The sequence below is a fragment of the Dongia sp. agr-C8 genome (genome assembly GCF_054658695.1).
Map to the genome: position 1 here is coordinate 368982 of NZ_BAAGHZ010000004.1, position 15309 is coordinate 384290.

Below are 15309 nucleotides of genomic sequence, written 5' to 3' on the forward strand. Positions count from 1 at the left end.
AATGAATTGACTTAAGTTTGTAGTTCATTCATTTTTTTCGAACAAGCAAAATCAAGCCCGACAAGGGCAGGCAGAGAGCAGGAGCGGGCAGATGAACATGGCGAAGACTCTTCTGGCGGGCGTCGCGCTGATCGCACTGACGACCGCCGCCCAGGCGGCGGACACCCTGAACGTGCTGACCTGGTGCGACCACGAGGATCCGGCGCTGCTCGAGCCCTTCGAGCAGGCGAATGGCGTCAAGATCAACTTCAAGGACATCGACAGCACGGCGGCGATCCTGGCGGTACTCGGGCAGTCGAAGCCCGGCGACTGGGACGTGCTGGTGGTGGACCAGACCGACACCGGGCGGCTTGCGGCCATGAAGCTGCTGGAGCCGCTCGATGCCAAGGACTACCCGTTCGGCGACATTCCGGCGGAGATTGCTGATCCGAAGCTCTCCTCGGTCGATGGCACGCTCTACACCGTGCCGGAGAAGTTCGGCTACAACACGGTCGCCTACAACAAGGCTGCGGTCGATCCCGCGGCGATGACCGACATCAACGCGATCTGGGACCCGAAATACAAGGGCAAGATCGCGATGTATGACTACTACGTGCCGATGATCGAATATGTGGCGATCGCGCTCGGCAAGAAGCCGGCCGATCTGACCGAGGCCGATCTCCCCGCGATCAAGGAGAAGCTGATCGCCCTCAAGGCCAATTCGCAGATGATCGGCGACGTCGTGACGGTGCAGCAGGCGCTGGCTTCCGGCGCGGTCGATATCCTGGTCGGCGGCGGCGAATGGGTGACGGCGGGCATCGTCAAGGATAACCCGAACCTCGATTACGTGATCCCGACCCAGGGCGGCGTGCGCTGGCAGCAGGGTCTCGCGATCTTCGCCGATTCCAAGCAAAAGGACCTCGGCAAGAAGTTCGTGCAGTACATCCTGAGCCCCGAGGGCCAGGGCAAGCTCGCGACCTCGTCCTGCTACTGGGGCATGCCGGCTAACAGCAAGGCCGTGCTGAGCGACGAGCAGAAGACGATCCTGCGCTGGAACGAGCAGCCCGGCTATATCAAGGTCTCGCATCCCTATCTGCAGATGTCGCCGGAGTTCGACAAGGCGCTGCAGGCGATGTGGGCCGAGGTGCTGCAGGCGAAGTGATGGTGTCGTCGAACGAGGCGCGCGCGGCATCCCATGCGCGCCTCGCCGGCTTCGGTTTCACCCTGCCGGCGGTGGCCTGGATCCTGCTCTTCTTCGGCGCGCCGCTGGTCATCATGGCGGTCATGAGCCTGCTGCCGTTGACCGCGGACGGATCGCCGTCGCAGCTCAGCTTCAAGGCCTACACCGATTTCTTCAACCAGCCGGCCTATGTCGAGGCGATCTGGAACTCGGTCATCACCACCGCGATCGTGGTCGTGGTCTCGCTGCTGCTGGCTTACCCCTTCGCCTATGTGCTGGCCGCCAAGGTGCCCAAGCGCTGGCAACGTTTCGCGCTCGCCTGTGCCATCCTGCCTTTCTGGACCTCCTATGTCGTGCGCTCCTACGCCTGGCTGCTGGTGCTGGCACCGACCGGGATCATCAATGCGCTGCTGATCAATCTTGGGCTGATCGAGCGGCCGATCACCCTCGCCTATAATCCCAACGCGACTGTCCTCGGCTTCGTGCATTTCTTCATCATGCTGAACGCGCTGACCATCTACGCCAACCTGGTGCAGATCAACCCGCGCTATGCGCTGGCGGCGCAGGATCTGGGCGCTTCGGCCTGGCGCAGCTTCCTGGCGGTGACTTTGCCGCTGAGCGTCCCGGGAATGGCGGTCGGCGCCTTCCTGACCGTGGTGCTCTGCATCGGCGACTTCATCACGCCGCAGATCCTCGGCGGCAACAAGGAGCTGTTGCTGCCCCAGGTCATCATGATGCAGATCCAGCGCCAGCTCGACCTGCCGATGGCCTCGGTCATGTCCCTGGTGCTGACCGTGATCGTCGCCGTGGTCTATCTCATGATGCAGAAGCCGATGCGGAGCGCGCGGCTGTGAGGCGGCAGATCGGCAATGCCCTTGCGGGCTTCTACCTGACGGCTTGCTACGTCTTCATCCTGCTGCCGGTGGCGGTGCTGATCCTGTTCTCGTTCCAGGACGGGCGCCTGGCCGTGCCGCCGTTCAAGGGCCCGACCCTGCAATGGTATGTTACCATCTTCACCAACGACCGGATGATGGATGGCCTGGTCAATTCCCTGATCGTCGGCATCTCTTCCTCGGCAATCTCGGTGATGCTCGGCTTCCTCGCCGCCTACGGCATCTCCCGCTATGAGTTCCCGGCGCGGCGTCTGCTCCAGGGCGTGATCATTCTGCCGCTGGCGGTCTCCTATCTGCTGGTCGGCATGGGGCTGCTGGTCACGATCTCCTCGCTCGGACTGGGACCGTCGCTCTGGAACGTGGTGATCGGCCATGTGGTGATCAACATGCCGCTGGCCTTCGCGATCTGCCTGGCCCAGCTCGGCGAGCATCAGCGCAAGATCGAATGGGCGGCCTGGGATCTCGGCGCCTCGACCTTGCGGGTCCTCACCCAGGTCACCATGCCGATGATCGCGCCGGCTCTGGTGGCGGCTTTCTGCCTCTGCTTCACGCTTTCCTGGGACGAGTTCATCATCGCCTTCCTGGTGACGCGCTTCGACGTGACTCTGCCGGTCGTGATCTGGAGCCTGCTGCGCGGCGGCTTGAGCCCGCAGACCAACGCGGTCGGTTCCTTCATCTTCCTCTGCTCGATCGTGATGCTGGTTGCGGTGGAGCTCCTGCTGTTCCGGAAACGTCGCGCATGACCGCCCATCTCGAAGTTGACTCGATTTCCAAGATCTACGGCGCGGTCACCGCGCTCGACCAGGTCTCGCTGGCGGTGGAGCAGGGTGCCTATGTGGTGCTGCTGGGCCCGTCCGGCAGCGGCAAGACCACGCTGCTCTCGGTGATCGGCGGGTTCACCGTGCCGACCTCCGGCCGCGTTTCCATCGCCGGCCGCGATGTGACCGCGCTTTCGCCGGCGCAGCGCCCGACCACCACCCTGTTCCAGGACTACGCGCTGTTCCCGCATATGTCGGTGGCCGGCAATGTCGGTTTCGGCCTCAAGGTGCGACGCATAGCGGCGGATGAGCGCGAGAAACGCATCTCCGCGGCCCTGGATCTCGTTGGTCTGGCGGGTTATGGCCGGCGCGGCATCCACGAAATGTCCGGCGGCCAGCGGCAGCGCGTCGCCCTGGCCCGCGCATTGGTGGTGGAGCCGGAGATCCTGCTGCTGGACGAGCCTTTGGGCGCGCTCGATCTCAACCTCCGGCGACAGATGCAGGACGAGCTGCTGGCCTTGCAGCGCCGCACCGGGCGCAGCTTCGTGCACGTGACCCATGACCAGGAGGAGGCGATGGCCCTGGCCTCGCTGGTCGTGGTGATGGACAAGGGGCGGATCGAGGACGCGGGTGCGCCGAAGCGCATCTACGAACGCCCGGCAACCTTGTTCACCGCGACCTTCATGGGCGAAAGCACGCAAATCTCCGGGCGCGTCTCCGGCACCAATGCGGTCGAGACGGCGATCGGGCTGGTCCATGCCGACGTGGCGCAGCCGATCGGTGCCGAGGTGGTGCTGATCGTGCGGCCGGAGAATATCCGCACCGACGGCGCCGAGACCGATCTCGGCACGGCGCGGATCCGCGAGGCGACCTTCCAGGGCGCGCATTACCGGGTGCTGGCCAAGGCCGAGCGCGGCGACCAGGACTTCGTGCTGCGCCTGCCGCCGGATGCCGCGGTGGAGCCGGGCGCCATGCTGCGCTTGAGCTGCCGGGCCGAAAGCCTGGTGGCCTTGGCGCGGTAGTTGCGAGGCGCCGGCGGTTCGTCTAATCCTCTCGCCGTCCAATGAGGGGAAGCGCATGTCCGTCGGAATGAACGAGCTCAAGCTCAATGAATACGGCCGGTTGAAGCGGGTGGCCTTGCGGCGCCCGGAGCAGGCCATGCTCGACCAGGCCAAGGTCGATGCCGAATGGCAGGCGCTGAACTACCACACGCGGCCGGATTTCAATGTCGCGGTCGCCGAGCACAAGCGGCTGGTGGAGATCATCCAGGGCGTCGGCGCCGAGGTCATCTACCTGCCGGCGCAGGAATCCCTCACCATGGACAGCCTCTATGTCCGCGATGCGGCGACGGTCTGCGCCCGCGGCGTCATCCTCTGCAACATGGGCAAGCCGGCACGCTCGGCCGAGCCCGGCGTCCATGGCGAGCACTTCCGGAAGGCCGGCATCCCGGTCGCCGGCGCCATCACCGGCGACGGCAAGGTCGAGGGCGGCGACATCATCTGGCTCGACCAGCGCCATGTCGGCATCGCCCGCGGCTATCGCACCAATGCCGAGGGGATCCGGCAGTTCAAGGAAATCCTCGGCGGCGATGTCCATGTCGAGGTCGCGGTACTGCCGCACTACAAAGGCCCATCCGACGTCTTCCACCTGATGTCGATCATCAGTCCCTTGGACGAGAAGTTGCAGCTGGTCTATTCGCCGCTGATGCCGGTCACCTTCCGGGAATGGCTGATCGACCACGGCCACCAATTCGTCGAGGTGCCGGAAGAGGAATTCGCCAGCATGGGCTGCAACGTGCTCGCCATCGCGCCGCGCGAGGTGGTCATGGTGAAGGGCAATCCCGAGACCCGGCGCCGGATGGAGGCGGCGGGCTGCAAGGTCCATGTGATCGACGCCGACGCGATCTCGGTGCCGGGCGAGGGCGGGCCGACTTGCCTGACCCGGCCCCTGATCCGGGCCTAGCAAGAATCGGGACGTATTGCTGCCGGATCAGGGTTACTTGAGGACCATCCGAGATGGAGGTCCGCTATGTCATTCCGTATTTCCAGCCTGCCGGTCGAGCCCTTTCAGGCCCTGTTCGGCCTCAGCGACGAAGAGCTGCTGAAGCACGGCGCCCGGCGCGCCATCGCCGACGAGAAGCCCGGCTTTCCCTGCCGGGTCACCCTCGCCGATGCCGAGCCCGGAGAGTCGCTGCTCCTGCTGAACTACGGGCATCTGGATGAGCAGAGCTCGCCCTATCGCGCCAAGGGGCCGATCTTCGTGCGCGAAGCGGCGAAGCAGGGGCGGGACGTCGTCGATGCGGTGCCGGACTATCTCGCCCGCCGGCTGCTCTCGATCCGCGCCTATGACAAGGACGGCATGATGCTGGAAGCCGACGTCGTCGATGGCCGCGAGCTCTCGCCGATGATCGAGAAGATGTTCGCCATCGACGGCGTGGACTATTTACATGCTCATTTCGCCCGGCGCGGCTGTTACGCGGCACGGATCGATCGGGCCTAGGCTTACCAGATAGGCGGAGGTTCCTCTCCACCTTATCTTTCTGTTACACTTGCGAATAAGTCGCATTTGCGGTAGCGTCCCGGTCTCATTTCGGAGAGAGGACGGGGACGATGCGGTTGTCGGAGCGGGTTTCGGGGTTGGTGCTGGGCGCGGCGGCAGCGCTGCTGATGGCGAGTGCGGCGCAGGCCGACGTGACATTTCTCGATCATCGCGGCAAGCAGATCACTTTGAAGGAACCGCCGAAGCGCATCGTCTCGATGTTCGCATCGGGGCCGCTGGTCTATGGCGCGGTCGAGGGAACGACCGAGCATATCGTCGGCGTCAACGTGAAGGGCAAGAAGACCTATTCGAACGGCATCTATGAAGAGCTGATGCCGGAGCTCCTGAAGCTCAACTTCGACGTCGCCGGCGAAGGCTTCGCGCCCAACGTGGAGGCGATCCTCGCGCTGAAGCCGGACCTCGTGCTGCAATGGGTGTTCGACCCGAAGATCATCGAACCGCTCGAGCGGGTGAACCTGCAGGTGGTCGGCTGGGATTGCTGCACCAACCAGCACCGCCGCGACTACCTGATGCTGGCCGGCTATACCTCGACCCGCATCGACCGCGCCCAATCGATTCTCGCCACCCAGGACGCGTCCTGGAAAGCGCTGACCGATACCTTCGCCAAGGCGAAGCTGGCGAAGCCGACCGGAATGCTGGTCGTGGACCAGGTCAAGGAGAGCATCCAGGTCATCGCCAACAGCTCGCAGGATTACAGCCTGAGCGGCACCAGCAATCTCGCCGCCGACAATACCGGCGAATGGTGGCGCACCATCGACGCCGAGCAGCTGCTGGTCTGGAACCCTGAGATCATCGTGATCCCGGCCTATGCGCAGGACCTGAAGCCCGCCGACATCTACGGCAACCCGATGTTCGCCGGCGTCGATGCGGTGAAGAACAAGCGGGTCTACAAGTTCCCGCAGTTCAACCGCTCGCCGGATTCGGCGGAGATCTACCTCTCCGACGACTGGCTGGCGCGGGTCGCGCATCCGGACCTGTTCCCGGACAAGAAGGCGTTCAAGACCACGATCAAGGACGCCTACAAGCTGATCTACCAGAAGGACGTCACCGAGGATCAGGTGAAATCGATCCTGGAGCTGGAGCAGAACAAGGACTCCGCCGGCTATAACGACATCCTCGGCTGACCCGTGCGTGCCGCGACGGCGACCTGGCGTGACAACTTCGCCGCACTCGATGTGCGGCGGCGCGGCTGGCTGGTCATCGCGGCGCTCACCCTGCTGCTGGTCTTCTGCATTGTCTATTCGGTCACGCTGGGGCGCTACGGCGTCAGCATGACCAATGCCTGGCTGATCCTCTGGAACCACGTCGTGCCGGTGGCCAACCCCACATGGAGCGACGTGGATGCCAATGTGGTGACGGCGGTGCGCCTGCCGCGCATCCTCGGCGCGCTGCTGGTCGGCGCGGGGCTGGCGCTTTCCGGCGCCGCGCTGCAAGGCCTGTTCCGCAATCCGCTGGTCGATCCCGGCATCATCGGCGTCACCGCCGGCGCCGGGTTCGGCGGGACGCTGGCGATCCTGATGGTCGGCGGCGGCACGGTCGTGCTCGGGGCGGCATTCGGCACCGGCATCGCCAGCCTGCTGATCGTGCGCTTCCTGGCGACGGTCAAGGGCCGTACCTCGACGCTCACCTTCGTGCTGGCGGGCGTGGTCGTCACCTCCTTCTTCGAGGCGGCGATCTCCATCATCAAGCTGCTGGCCGACCCGCACCAGAAGCTGCCGGCGATCACCTACTGGCTGATGGGCAGCATCGCCTCGACCGGATACAAGGACCTGGTCCTGATGGCGGTCGCGATCCTGCCGCCATCCATCCTGATCTTCATGCTGCGCTACCAGATCAACATCCTCTCGCTGGGCGAGGAGAAGGCGCGGGCCTTGGGCTCGCCGATCGAGCGGGTGCAGTGGATCGTCTACGCCGCGGTCGCCTGCATCTCGGCCGGCATCGTCGCAACCTGCGGCATCATCGGCTGGGTCGGCCTGGTGATCCCGCATCTGGCCCGCGCCATGGTCGGGCCGGATCACGGCCGCCTGCTGCCGGTTTCGGCTTTGCTGGGTGCCATCTACATGCTGCTGGTCGATGACATCGCGCGCACGGTGACGGTCGCCGAGTTGCCGATCGGCATCATCACCGCCTTGATCGGCGTGCCGGTCTTCGCGGTGATCCTGCGCCGCATCCAGTCGAAGAGCGGATGGGTGCATGATTGAAGTCCGAAACCTCGGGGTCTCGCTCGGCGGGCGGGCCATCCTCGAAGGCTACAGCCTCGATGTCACCAAGGGCGAAGTGTTGGCGATCCTCGGCGCCAACGGCGTCGGCAAGACCACCTTGCTGAACTGCCTGGTCGGGTTGGGGCATCCCGACAGCGGCTCAGTCGCCAAGACCGGACGCATCGGCTATGTGCCGCAGCTGTTCCAGGCGACCTTCGCCTTCTCGGTGCTGGACATCGTGCTGATGGGCCGGGCCCGGCATCTCGGCCTGTTCACCGCGCCGCGCAAGGCCGACTACGCGGTAGCCGAGCGCTATCTCGAGCTGATGCAGGTGGCGCATCTGCGCGACCGGCCGTTCAATGCCTTGAGCGGCGGCCAAAGGCAGCTGGTGATCATCGCCCAGGCGCTCGCCTCCGAATGCGAAATCCTGATCCTCGATGAGCCCTGTTCGGCGCTCGACTACAAGAACCAGGCCGTCGTGATCAACACCTTGCGGCGGCTCAACCGCAACATGGGGCTGACCATCGTCTTCACCACCCATGCGCCCCAGCATGGCTTGGAAGTCGCCAGTCATGTGCTGCTGATGAGCGACCGGCGGCGCTATCGCCACGGCCCGGTCAGCGAAATCCTGACGGCAGAGAATCTCTCGAGTCTCTATGACGTTCCCATCGCCCGCGCCGAGTTCGCCGCGGACGGACGCTTCACCTTCGCTCCCACGTATGCCGCATGAACGCCATTCTGCCGACCCGAACCAAGAAGATCGCCTACCTTACCTGGGGCTGCGCCAGCCAGGTGACCAGCTACCAGGATTTCGCGCATTTGCTCGACGACATGATCTACCTGCGCGAACTCGAGACCCGCGATCTCGACCAGTATGCGGCGGTGGTGATCCCGGACAGCATGGACAGCGCCACCATTGCGCGCTATGCGGCGCAGCTGAACGGCTATGTCCGCAACGGCGGCTTCCTGGTCGCCTTTTCCTGCAAGGGCATCCACGAATGGATCGACGTGGTCCAGCTGAAGATGCGGCCGATCGATGCGAAAGACTGGCTGTGGTGGACCAGGCCGCAGCCTTATCTCGAGATCCGCCAGCCCGAGCCGAAACACCCGCTCTGCGACGTCATTCCGCTGAAGGACATGAGCTGGCACTGGTTCGGCGTGTTCGACCATCACCCGGACGCGATCAGCGCGCTCAATCTCGACGATGACAGCGGCAGCCTGTTCCTGGATTTCCCGAAGCTCGAGGGCGGCGGTCGCCTGATCGTCTCCACCCTCGACCCGCATGTGCATAACGGCGAGCGCTTCATGCCGGCCTGCGCGCGGTTCCTGAAGGCCTTCTATCCCTGGCTCAACCGCGAGCTCGGCATCGAACGCGCGACAGGCGATTTCACCGTCACTTATCTGCAATGCTACGAGAAGTCGGCGGAATGGACCGCGCCGGGCTTTGCTGAGAGTTTCGATGGCACCTGCGGCTGCGTGAAGTTCCACCCGCAATATCAGCTCGATGCAGAAATGCTGGCGGCGACCGACATCCTCTTCCTGCCGCATATCCACGACCAGTTCTTCCTGCGCGAGAAGCAGCACCTGCTGTTGGATTATCTCGCGCGCGGCGGGCACATGATCCTCTGCGCCGAGCCGGCGATTCCATTTCTGCCGTTCCTGCACGGCTTCCAGGCGGTGCCGCCGCGGCCTTTCTCCAACATCAAGGTGCGGGTGCGCAAAGACCCCTTGGGTTTCTTCAAAAACATGCCTGAGGACTTCGACGGCTGGCAGGGCATCTTCGGCCAGTATGTCCGCGGCTGGTCCACCATGCCGGAGGGCGCCATCTGGCTGACCGATATCGGCAGCGCGGAGGATCCGAAGCCCGCCGACTGGCTCTGGCAATACCCGACCGACCACGGCCGCGGCGGCCTGGTCTTCATGCACAACGGCGACAACATGATCCGCTATCCGGATCACGGACCGCACAAGCAGGGCCTGGTGCGCGACATCTGCCTGGGGTTGATGCGCCATCGCGGGCTGCTCAATCGATTCTGATCGCTAGACGCTGCCCTCGGCGCCCATCAGCTGCCGCCTTGCGTAGTGCAGGTGGCTGGTGACCATGGCGACCGCGCCTTCGACGTCGCGGCTCGCAATGGCTTCGGCCAGCGCACGGTGCTGGCGGTTGTAATCGGCGATGCGTTGCGGGGTCAGGATCTTGTCGCGCATCGAGGCCCATTGGTCATGAGCGCGGATCTCGTTCACCCGCCGGTAGATCCAGAGCATCAGCGGATTGTGCGAGGCCTCGGCGATGCGGATGTGGAACTGGGTGTCCCATTCGGTGAATCGCGTCGGGTCGTTGCCGGCGGCTTCCGCCATCTCGCAGGCCTCGACCAGCTTCTCAAGGTCCTTCGCCGATGCGTTCAGCACGGCGAGCCGGGTCATGTAGGGCTCGATCGCCAGCCGCGCCTCGATCAGCTCCACCGGCGAGGTGATCTCGGCGATGTCGTCGGTCTCGCCGGGCTGGCGATAGGAGACGAAGGTGCCGCTGCCGATCCGGCGGGCAACCAGCTTGTCGGCCTCGAGTCGGTCGAGGGCGAGGCGCACCGTGGTGCGGGAGGCATTGAATGCCTCTGCCAATTGGCGCTCGGCCGGCAGCTTCTGGCCGAACTTGTAGGTGCCATCGACGATGGCCTGGCGCAATTGGTCGGCAATCCAGGCGGAGCCGCGCGCTGCATCGACCGGGACTACCGTGGGACCGGTTTCCGCCAAGGCCGCCGTCTCCGTGGCTTCTGCACCAATTCGAGCCAATTCAATACCTTTGTAAAAAATAGGTTGGCAAATGGGCCATGCTATGCTGAGATTATGGGCGCGCCGAACCGCGCCGGTCAACTCGCAGCGACATGAAGAACAGCGGGGTCGGATGGGGAAGCGCGTCTAGCTCGCTGCTGTACCAGTTCTTCGACCTGCCTCGGAGTGGACTCGGCCATGGCGCTTCCCGCGCAAGTGAAATTCGTCGTCATCGGTGCCGGTATTCATGGCCTGAGCTCGGCCTGGCATCTCGCCGAGAACCTCCGCAAATCCGGCAAGGGCAGCGGCAAGGACATTCTCCTCATCGACAAGGGCGGCATCGGCTCCGGCGCCTCGGGCATCGCCTGCGGCGTCGTGCGCAACAACTATTTCCAGCCGGCGATGCGGCGGCTGATGGCGCACAGCGTCTCGGTCTGGGAGCGCGATCCCGAAGCTTTCTCCTATCACCCGGTCGGCTATATGCAGATCAGCCCGGAGGTGATGCACCAGGACGTCGCCTCGATCTACGCCCAGCAGAAGGAGATCGGTTACCCCTCCACCTTCATCGAGGGCGAGAAGGACTGCATGAGATACATGCAGGGCCTGTTCTCGGACTGGCAGGCCAAGGGCATCACCTCGGTGCTGCATGAGAAAAAGGGCGGCTACGCCAACAACACCGCCTCGCTCTACGGCCTCGCCAAGAAGGCGGAAGACGAGGGCGTGCGGATCATGACCGGCGTCAAGGTCACCGGCTTCAAGCGCGACAACAAGGGCGCCATCACCGCGGTCGAGACCGACAAGGGTTCGGTGCAGTGCGAGCAGGTGATCGTCGGTGTCGGGCCTTGGGTGCGCTCGATCTGGCATATGCTCGACCTGCCCGATGCGATTTCGATCAAGGGCAAGGACGGCAAGGTCCACGACAACGTGCCTATGTGGGTCTACTGGTCGCTGCAGGAAGGGACGCTCGGCGTCGATCCCGACTACCAGAAGACCAATGACGGCAAGATGCCGCCGGTCATCCACGTCGATACCGACTCGCCGCTCTATTCCGATGTCGACAAGTCGCTGATCACCGACAAGCTCTGGGGCATCTATTACAAGCCCGACTTTCATTTCGGCGGCATCCAGGGCGGCGCCATGCCGTTCAAGGTGAAGAAGAAGATCGACGACGTCGCGGTCGACCCCTACGGCACCGAGAGCCCGGATTTCATCGTCGGCGACGACTTCGCGCATATGTGGGTCTCGGCGCTGGCCTTCTGCCAGAAGCGCTTCGAGGGCCAGATGCCGAAATACAAGAAGGAGCCATCGGGCGGCATCGGCTGCTTCACCGCGGACAGCTTCCCGGTATTCGACCGGTTCTGCGAGAACGCCTATTTCATCGCCGACTCCAACCATGGCTACAAGATGATCGGCGTCGGCAAGCTGGTTGCAGACGACATCTGCGGCATGGGTGACGAGATCCTGCGGCCGTTCCGCTTCTCGCGCTTCGCCGAAGGCAAGCTGCATCCGACGTCCAATTCGCCCTTCCCCTGGAGCTGAGGAGGAGAAGGACGAGGTACTGAGAGTTCTCGGCGGGGGACCGCCGATACAGGGAGGCGGGGCTTTCCGAGGCCCGCCGATAAAAAACGGGAGAACTCAGATGACTGACCTCGAGGCACATGTAAACGCCAAGGGCCGCAAAGAGCTCGTCAAGCAAGTTCGCGACAAGATCAAAGAACTCGATATCAAGTATATCTACTACCAGTTCGTCTCCGTCACCGGCCGCATCGTCGGCAAGGGCATCCCGGCGGACCACTGGGAATCGGTCGCCGAGAAGGGCTTCCAGCTGGTCTACGGCTCGACCGCCAACCTCTTCACCGATCGCCACAAGCGCTACATCGGCTACGGCCCCGAGGCCTCGGAGCTGGTCGGCATTCCCGACCCCGAGACCTTCGTGCAGCTGCCCTGGGACAAGCGCGTCGCCCGCGTGTTCTGCACCTGCTTCCGGAACCGCGAGGAGCGGAAGAATCCCGGCGGTCACCTGACCTCGGATTGCCGCGGCAACCTCCGCATCCTGCACGAGGAGTTCCAGAAGAAGCACAAGGGCTTGCATCTCCGCCACGGCTGCGAGCCGGAGATGATGTGGCTGAAGAAGGGCGCCGACGGTTTGCCCGACGGCGGCTTCTCCAAGCCGAACTGCTATCACATCGACCAGTTCGAGAAACTGCGCCCGGTCTTCATGCGGGTGATCGAATACGCCAACGCCATGGGTCTCGACATGATCCAGGGCGACCATGAGGACGCGCCGGGCCAGCTCGAATTGAACTTCATGTTCGACGACTGCCTGCGCACCGCGGATCGCCTGACCACCTATCGCCAGATCTGCGCCCAGGTCGCCCGCGAGTTCGATCTCATCGCCTGCTTCATGCCGAAGCCCTTCATGGGCGTCTCGGCCTCAGGCTGCCACCACAACCTGTCGCTCTGGCGCGGCGGCACGGACCAGGTCAATGATCTGCACAACAAGCCGTTGCCGGGCATGAAGGACGTGTTCTCCTACCGCAAGGGCGGCGAGAACACCTTCCTGCCGCTCAAGGGCCAAGCGAAGCCGGGACCGATCGGACTCAACTGCATCGGTGGCGTGATCAAGCATCTGGGCGCCCTGACTGCGCTCGGCTCCTCGACGGTGAACTCCTACCGCCGGCTCTGGGACACGGGCTTCTGGGCGCCGGTCTTCGCCGATTGGGGCTATCAGAACCGCACCTGCGCGCTGCGCATCTCGGCGCCGGGCCGCTTCGAGTATCGCTCGGTCGATGCCGCGGTGAACCCCTACCTGATGGCGGGCGCGCTGCTGAAGGCGTTCGACGACGGCATCACCTCGAAGCTCGATCCGGGCGAACCGGAGGAGCGCAACATCTACGAGGCGATGTCGGCCGGCAAGAAGGTGCAGAAGCTGCCGATGTCGCTCGGCGAATCGCTGGATCGGCTGTCGAAGGACGAGGTGATCAAGGAAGCGCTGCCGGACGAAATGTACCGGGTCTTCATGCATTACAAGACCGACGAGTGGGAGCGCTACATGGCCACCGTTACGCCTTGGGACCTGGAGACCTATTGGGACTGCCTGCCGTAAGGCGATTGAACTGCTCCCTCCCTTCGCTAGCGAGGGGAGGGAGCCATTGACTGGGAGAAAGGACGCTGCCATGTGCGGAATTGCGGGACTGATTCACCGCGGCAAGACCGGCGATATCGGCAAGGAAATGACGGCGATGCTGCAGAGCCTGAAGCATCGCGGCCCGGATAGCACCGGCTACGCGCTCTACGGCTCGCCCAAGGGCAATGCGCTGATCATGCGCTTCAAGGCCGCCGAGCAGGAGGAGATGCGCCACGGCTTCCATATCCATGACCAGGTCAAGGAGCGGAAGGTCGAGGTCGAGAAGCGTCTGAAGGAGCTCGGCGCCACCATCGTCTCCGAGGAGGACGCCACCGAGTACGCCTATCGCTATGTCATCGATTTCGGCGGCGACAAGCGCAAGCTCGCCAATTACATCGAGGACATCGAGGGCGTCGAGATACTCTCGCTCGGCTACGGCCTGGAGTTGATCAAGGATCTCGGCGACGCGACCACGGTGACGGATCAGTATCATCTGCAGGGCTTCAAGGGCAGCCACGCCATCGGCCATACCCGCATGGCGACGGAGTCCGATGTCGATATCCGCTCGGCCCATCCTTACTGGGCCTATCCGTTCGCCGACGTCTCGGTCGTGCATAACGGCCAGCTCACCAATTACTGGGGCGGCCGGCGCGCGCTGGAACGCAAGGGCCACCGCTTCATGTCGAATTGCGATTCCGAGCTGATCGCCGTCTATCTGGCGGACAAGATGCAGGAGGGCGCCCAGCTCCAGGACGCCATGAAGGAGTCGATCGATGAATTGGACGGCGTCTTCACCTATGTCGTCGCCACCGCCGACAGCCTCGGCATGGCGAAGGACGTGATGGCGGCGAAGCCGATGGTGCTCTACGAGAGCGACGATCTCGTCGCCCTGGCCTCGGAGGAAGTGGCGATCCGCAGCATCTTCCCGAAGGAAATCGACACCTTCGACCCCTACGAGGGCGAAGTTCGGGTCTGGAAGCGATAACGAGAGAACGGAAAACCTGCCATGGCGCTTCGCACCAAATCGCATGACATGGGGATGCACACCGAGCGTCTCTCGGGCCGCACCCAGCAACGCTTCTTCGAGCCGGATGCCGAGGAGAACTTCACTTACCCCGGCGCCTATGACGTGGACTTCAACAAGCGCGCCGAGTTCGATGCGGCGAAAATGACGCCGACCGAGATCAACCACAAGATCCGCGAGCTCCTCAGTAAGGGCAACGGCACGATCGTGATGAAGAACCCGGGCGCCAAGCACGGGGTCGCGGTCGGCATCCTGAACAAGCTGAACCTGATCATCGAAGGCAGCCTCGGCTATTTCGGCGTCGGCCTGATCGACGGGCCGAACGTGCGGATTAAGGGCCGGGTGGGCTGGTCCTGCGCCGAGAACATGCTGGCCGGGACCGTGATCGTGGAGAAGAACGCCGGCTCGACCTTCGGCGCGGCGATCCGCGGCGGCGATCTGGTCTGCATGGGCGATGTCGGCGCCCGCATGGGCATCGACATGAAGGGCGGCACGATCATCGTCGGGGGCCGGGCCGGCGCCTTCTGCGGCTTCATGATGCAGCGCGGCCGCATGGTGATCCTGGGCGACGCCGGCAAGAACCTCGGTGACTCGATGTACGACGGCACGATCTATGTCGGCGGCAAGATCGAGGAGCTTGGCGTCGATGCGGTGCCGGGCGAGATGACCGAGCTCGACTGCCAGTGGCTGGAGCGGAAGCTGAAGCTCTACGGGCTCAAGGCGCCGAGGGGTGTCAAGAACATGACCAAGATCGTCGCCGGGCGCCAGCTCTGGAACTACGACAATCTCGAGCCTTCCGAAAAGAAGCTCATCCTGTAA

At 63.9% G+C, this 15309-nt stretch carries 15 protein-coding genes; 14 read left to right on the plus strand and 1 reads right to left on the minus strand.

The genetic code is table 11. The features are described from left to right. Positions 1-97 precede the first annotated feature (97 nt). The 10 genes from ACYQ4T_RS22020 to ACYQ4T_RS22065 all read left to right on the plus strand — a co-directional run bounded on the left by ACYQ4T_RS22020 (position 98) and on the right by ACYQ4T_RS22065 (position 9607). On the plus strand, positions 98-1141 hold the full coding sequence (locus ACYQ4T_RS22020) for a polyamine ABC transporter substrate-binding protein (protein ID WP_459858750.1): 1044 nt from the start codon (positions 98-100) through the stop codon (positions 1139-1141). Continuing rightward, positions 1141-2013 carry an ABC transporter permease gene (locus ACYQ4T_RS22025; RefSeq protein WP_459858751.1) on the plus strand — a complete coding sequence of 291 codons (873 nt, stop codon included), beginning with the start codon at positions 1141-1143 and terminating at the stop codon, positions 2011-2013. The genes ACYQ4T_RS22020 and ACYQ4T_RS22025 overlap by 1 nt, the downstream gene beginning before the upstream one ends. After that, positions 2010-2795 carry an ABC transporter permease gene (locus ACYQ4T_RS22030; protein ID WP_459858752.1) on the plus strand — a complete coding sequence of 262 codons (786 nt, stop codon included), beginning with the start codon at positions 2010-2012 and terminating at the stop codon, positions 2793-2795. Before ACYQ4T_RS22025 ends, ACYQ4T_RS22030 begins: the two co-directional genes overlap by 4 nt. Beyond that, positions 2792-3832: an ABC transporter ATP-binding protein gene (locus ACYQ4T_RS22035; protein WP_459858753.1), complete on the plus strand. Its 1041-nt coding sequence runs from the start codon at positions 2792-2794 to the stop codon at positions 3830-3832. Before ACYQ4T_RS22030 ends, ACYQ4T_RS22035 begins: the two co-directional genes overlap by 4 nt. A 55-nt stretch (positions 3833-3887) precedes the next feature. Then, positions 3888-4772 carry a dimethylarginine dimethylaminohydrolase family protein gene (locus ACYQ4T_RS22040; RefSeq protein WP_459858754.1) on the plus strand — a complete coding sequence of 295 codons (885 nt, stop codon included), beginning with the start codon at positions 3888-3890 and terminating at the stop codon, positions 4770-4772. Positions 4773-4838: 66 nt separating this feature from the next. Then, positions 4839-5309 carry a DUF1203 domain-containing protein gene (locus ACYQ4T_RS22045; RefSeq protein WP_459858755.1) on the plus strand — a complete coding sequence of 157 codons (471 nt, stop codon included), beginning with the start codon at positions 4839-4841 and terminating at the stop codon, positions 5307-5309. 110 nt (positions 5310-5419) lie between these two features. Then, complete coding sequence (locus ACYQ4T_RS22050) at positions 5420-6493, plus strand: ABC transporter substrate-binding protein (RefSeq protein ID WP_459858756.1); 1074 nt, start codon at positions 5420-5422, stop codon at positions 6491-6493. A 3-nt stretch (positions 6494-6496) separates the two neighbouring features. After that, positions 6497-7570, plus strand: coding sequence for a FecCD family ABC transporter permease (locus tag ACYQ4T_RS22055; protein ID WP_459858757.1), 1074 nt, complete (start codon positions 6497-6499; stop codon positions 7568-7570). Then, positions 7563-8300, plus strand: a complete 738-nt coding sequence (locus ACYQ4T_RS22060; protein ID WP_459858758.1) for an ABC transporter ATP-binding protein — start codon at positions 7563-7565, stop codon at positions 8298-8300. The genes ACYQ4T_RS22055 and ACYQ4T_RS22060 overlap by 8 nt, the downstream gene beginning before the upstream one ends. After that, a complete protein-coding gene (locus tag ACYQ4T_RS22065) occupies positions 8297-9607 on the plus strand; it encodes a hypothetical protein (protein ID WP_459858759.1) in 1311 nt (436 codons plus the stop codon). The genes ACYQ4T_RS22060 and ACYQ4T_RS22065 overlap by 4 nt, the downstream gene beginning before the upstream one ends. 3 nt (positions 9608-9610) lie before the next feature. Here ACYQ4T_RS22065 and ACYQ4T_RS22070 read toward each other — a convergent pair whose 3' ends face one another. Further along, the gene (locus tag ACYQ4T_RS22070) at positions 9611-10321 is read right to left on the minus strand and encodes a FadR/GntR family transcriptional regulator (RefSeq protein WP_459858760.1); all 711 of its coding nucleotides are present in this window, start codon (positions 10319-10321) and stop codon (positions 9611-9613) included. A 216-nt stretch (positions 10322-10537) separates the two neighbouring features. Here ACYQ4T_RS22070 and ACYQ4T_RS22075 point away from each other — a divergent pair, with 216 nt between their 5' ends. The 4 genes from ACYQ4T_RS22075 (at position 10538) to ACYQ4T_RS22090 (ending at position 15309) form a co-directional block, all read left to right on the plus strand. After that, positions 10538-11878: an NAD(P)/FAD-dependent oxidoreductase gene (locus tag ACYQ4T_RS22075; RefSeq protein ID WP_459858761.1), complete on the plus strand. Its 1341-nt coding sequence runs from the start codon at positions 10538-10540 to the stop codon at positions 11876-11878. A gap of 100 nt (positions 11879-11978) precedes the next feature. Next, positions 11979-13445, plus strand: a complete 1467-nt coding sequence (locus ACYQ4T_RS22080) for a glutamine synthetase family protein (RefSeq protein ID WP_459858762.1) — start codon at positions 11979-11981, stop codon at positions 13443-13445. A 70-nt stretch (positions 13446-13515) separates the two neighbouring features. Further along, positions 13516-14451 (plus strand): class II glutamine amidotransferase, encoded by a 936-nt coding sequence (locus tag ACYQ4T_RS22085; RefSeq protein ID WP_459858763.1) that lies wholly within the window; start codon positions 13516-13518, stop codon positions 14449-14451. Positions 14452-14472: 21 nt separating this feature from the next. Continuing rightward, positions 14473-15309: a GltB/FmdC/FwdC-like GXGXG domain-containing protein gene (locus ACYQ4T_RS22090; RefSeq protein ID WP_459858764.1), complete on the plus strand. Its 837-nt coding sequence runs from the start codon at positions 14473-14475 to the stop codon at positions 15307-15309.

Coding starts and splice junctions, on each gene's coding strand:
- ACYQ4T_RS22040 (WP_459858754.1), top strand. CDS start 3,888: ATGTCCGTCGGAATGAACGAGCTCAAGCTCAATGAATACGGCCGGTTG.
- ACYQ4T_RS22085 (WP_459858763.1), top strand. CDS start 13,516: ATGTGCGGAATTGCGGGACTGATTCACCGCGGCAAGACCGGCGATATC.
- ACYQ4T_RS22050 (WP_459858756.1), top strand. CDS start 5,420: ATGCGGTTGTCGGAGCGGGTTTCGGGGTTGGTGCTGGGCGCGGCGGCA.
- ACYQ4T_RS22065 (WP_459858759.1), top strand. CDS start 8,297: ATGAACGCCATTCTGCCGACCCGAACCAAGAAGATCGCCTACCTTACC.
- ACYQ4T_RS22090 (WP_459858764.1), top strand. CDS start 14,473: ATGGCGCTTCGCACCAAATCGCATGACATGGGGATGCACACCGAGCGT.
- ACYQ4T_RS22020 (WP_459858750.1), top strand. CDS start 98: ATGGCGAAGACTCTTCTGGCGGGCGTCGCGCTGATCGCACTGACGACC.
- ACYQ4T_RS22060 (WP_459858758.1), top strand. CDS start 7,563: ATGATTGAAGTCCGAAACCTCGGGGTCTCGCTCGGCGGGCGGGCCATC.
- ACYQ4T_RS22080 (WP_459858762.1), top strand. CDS start 11,979: ATGACTGACCTCGAGGCACATGTAAACGCCAAGGGCCGCAAAGAGCTC.
- ACYQ4T_RS22035 (WP_459858753.1), top strand. CDS start 2,792: ATGACCGCCCATCTCGAAGTTGACTCGATTTCCAAGATCTACGGCGCG.
- ACYQ4T_RS22075 (WP_459858761.1), top strand. CDS start 10,538: ATGGCGCTTCCCGCGCAAGTGAAATTCGTCGTCATCGGTGCCGGTATT.
- ACYQ4T_RS22045 (WP_459858755.1), top strand. CDS start 4,839: ATGTCATTCCGTATTTCCAGCCTGCCGGTCGAGCCCTTTCAGGCCCTG.
- ACYQ4T_RS22025 (WP_459858751.1), top strand. CDS start 1,141: ATGGTGTCGTCGAACGAGGCGCGCGCGGCATCCCATGCGCGCCTCGCC.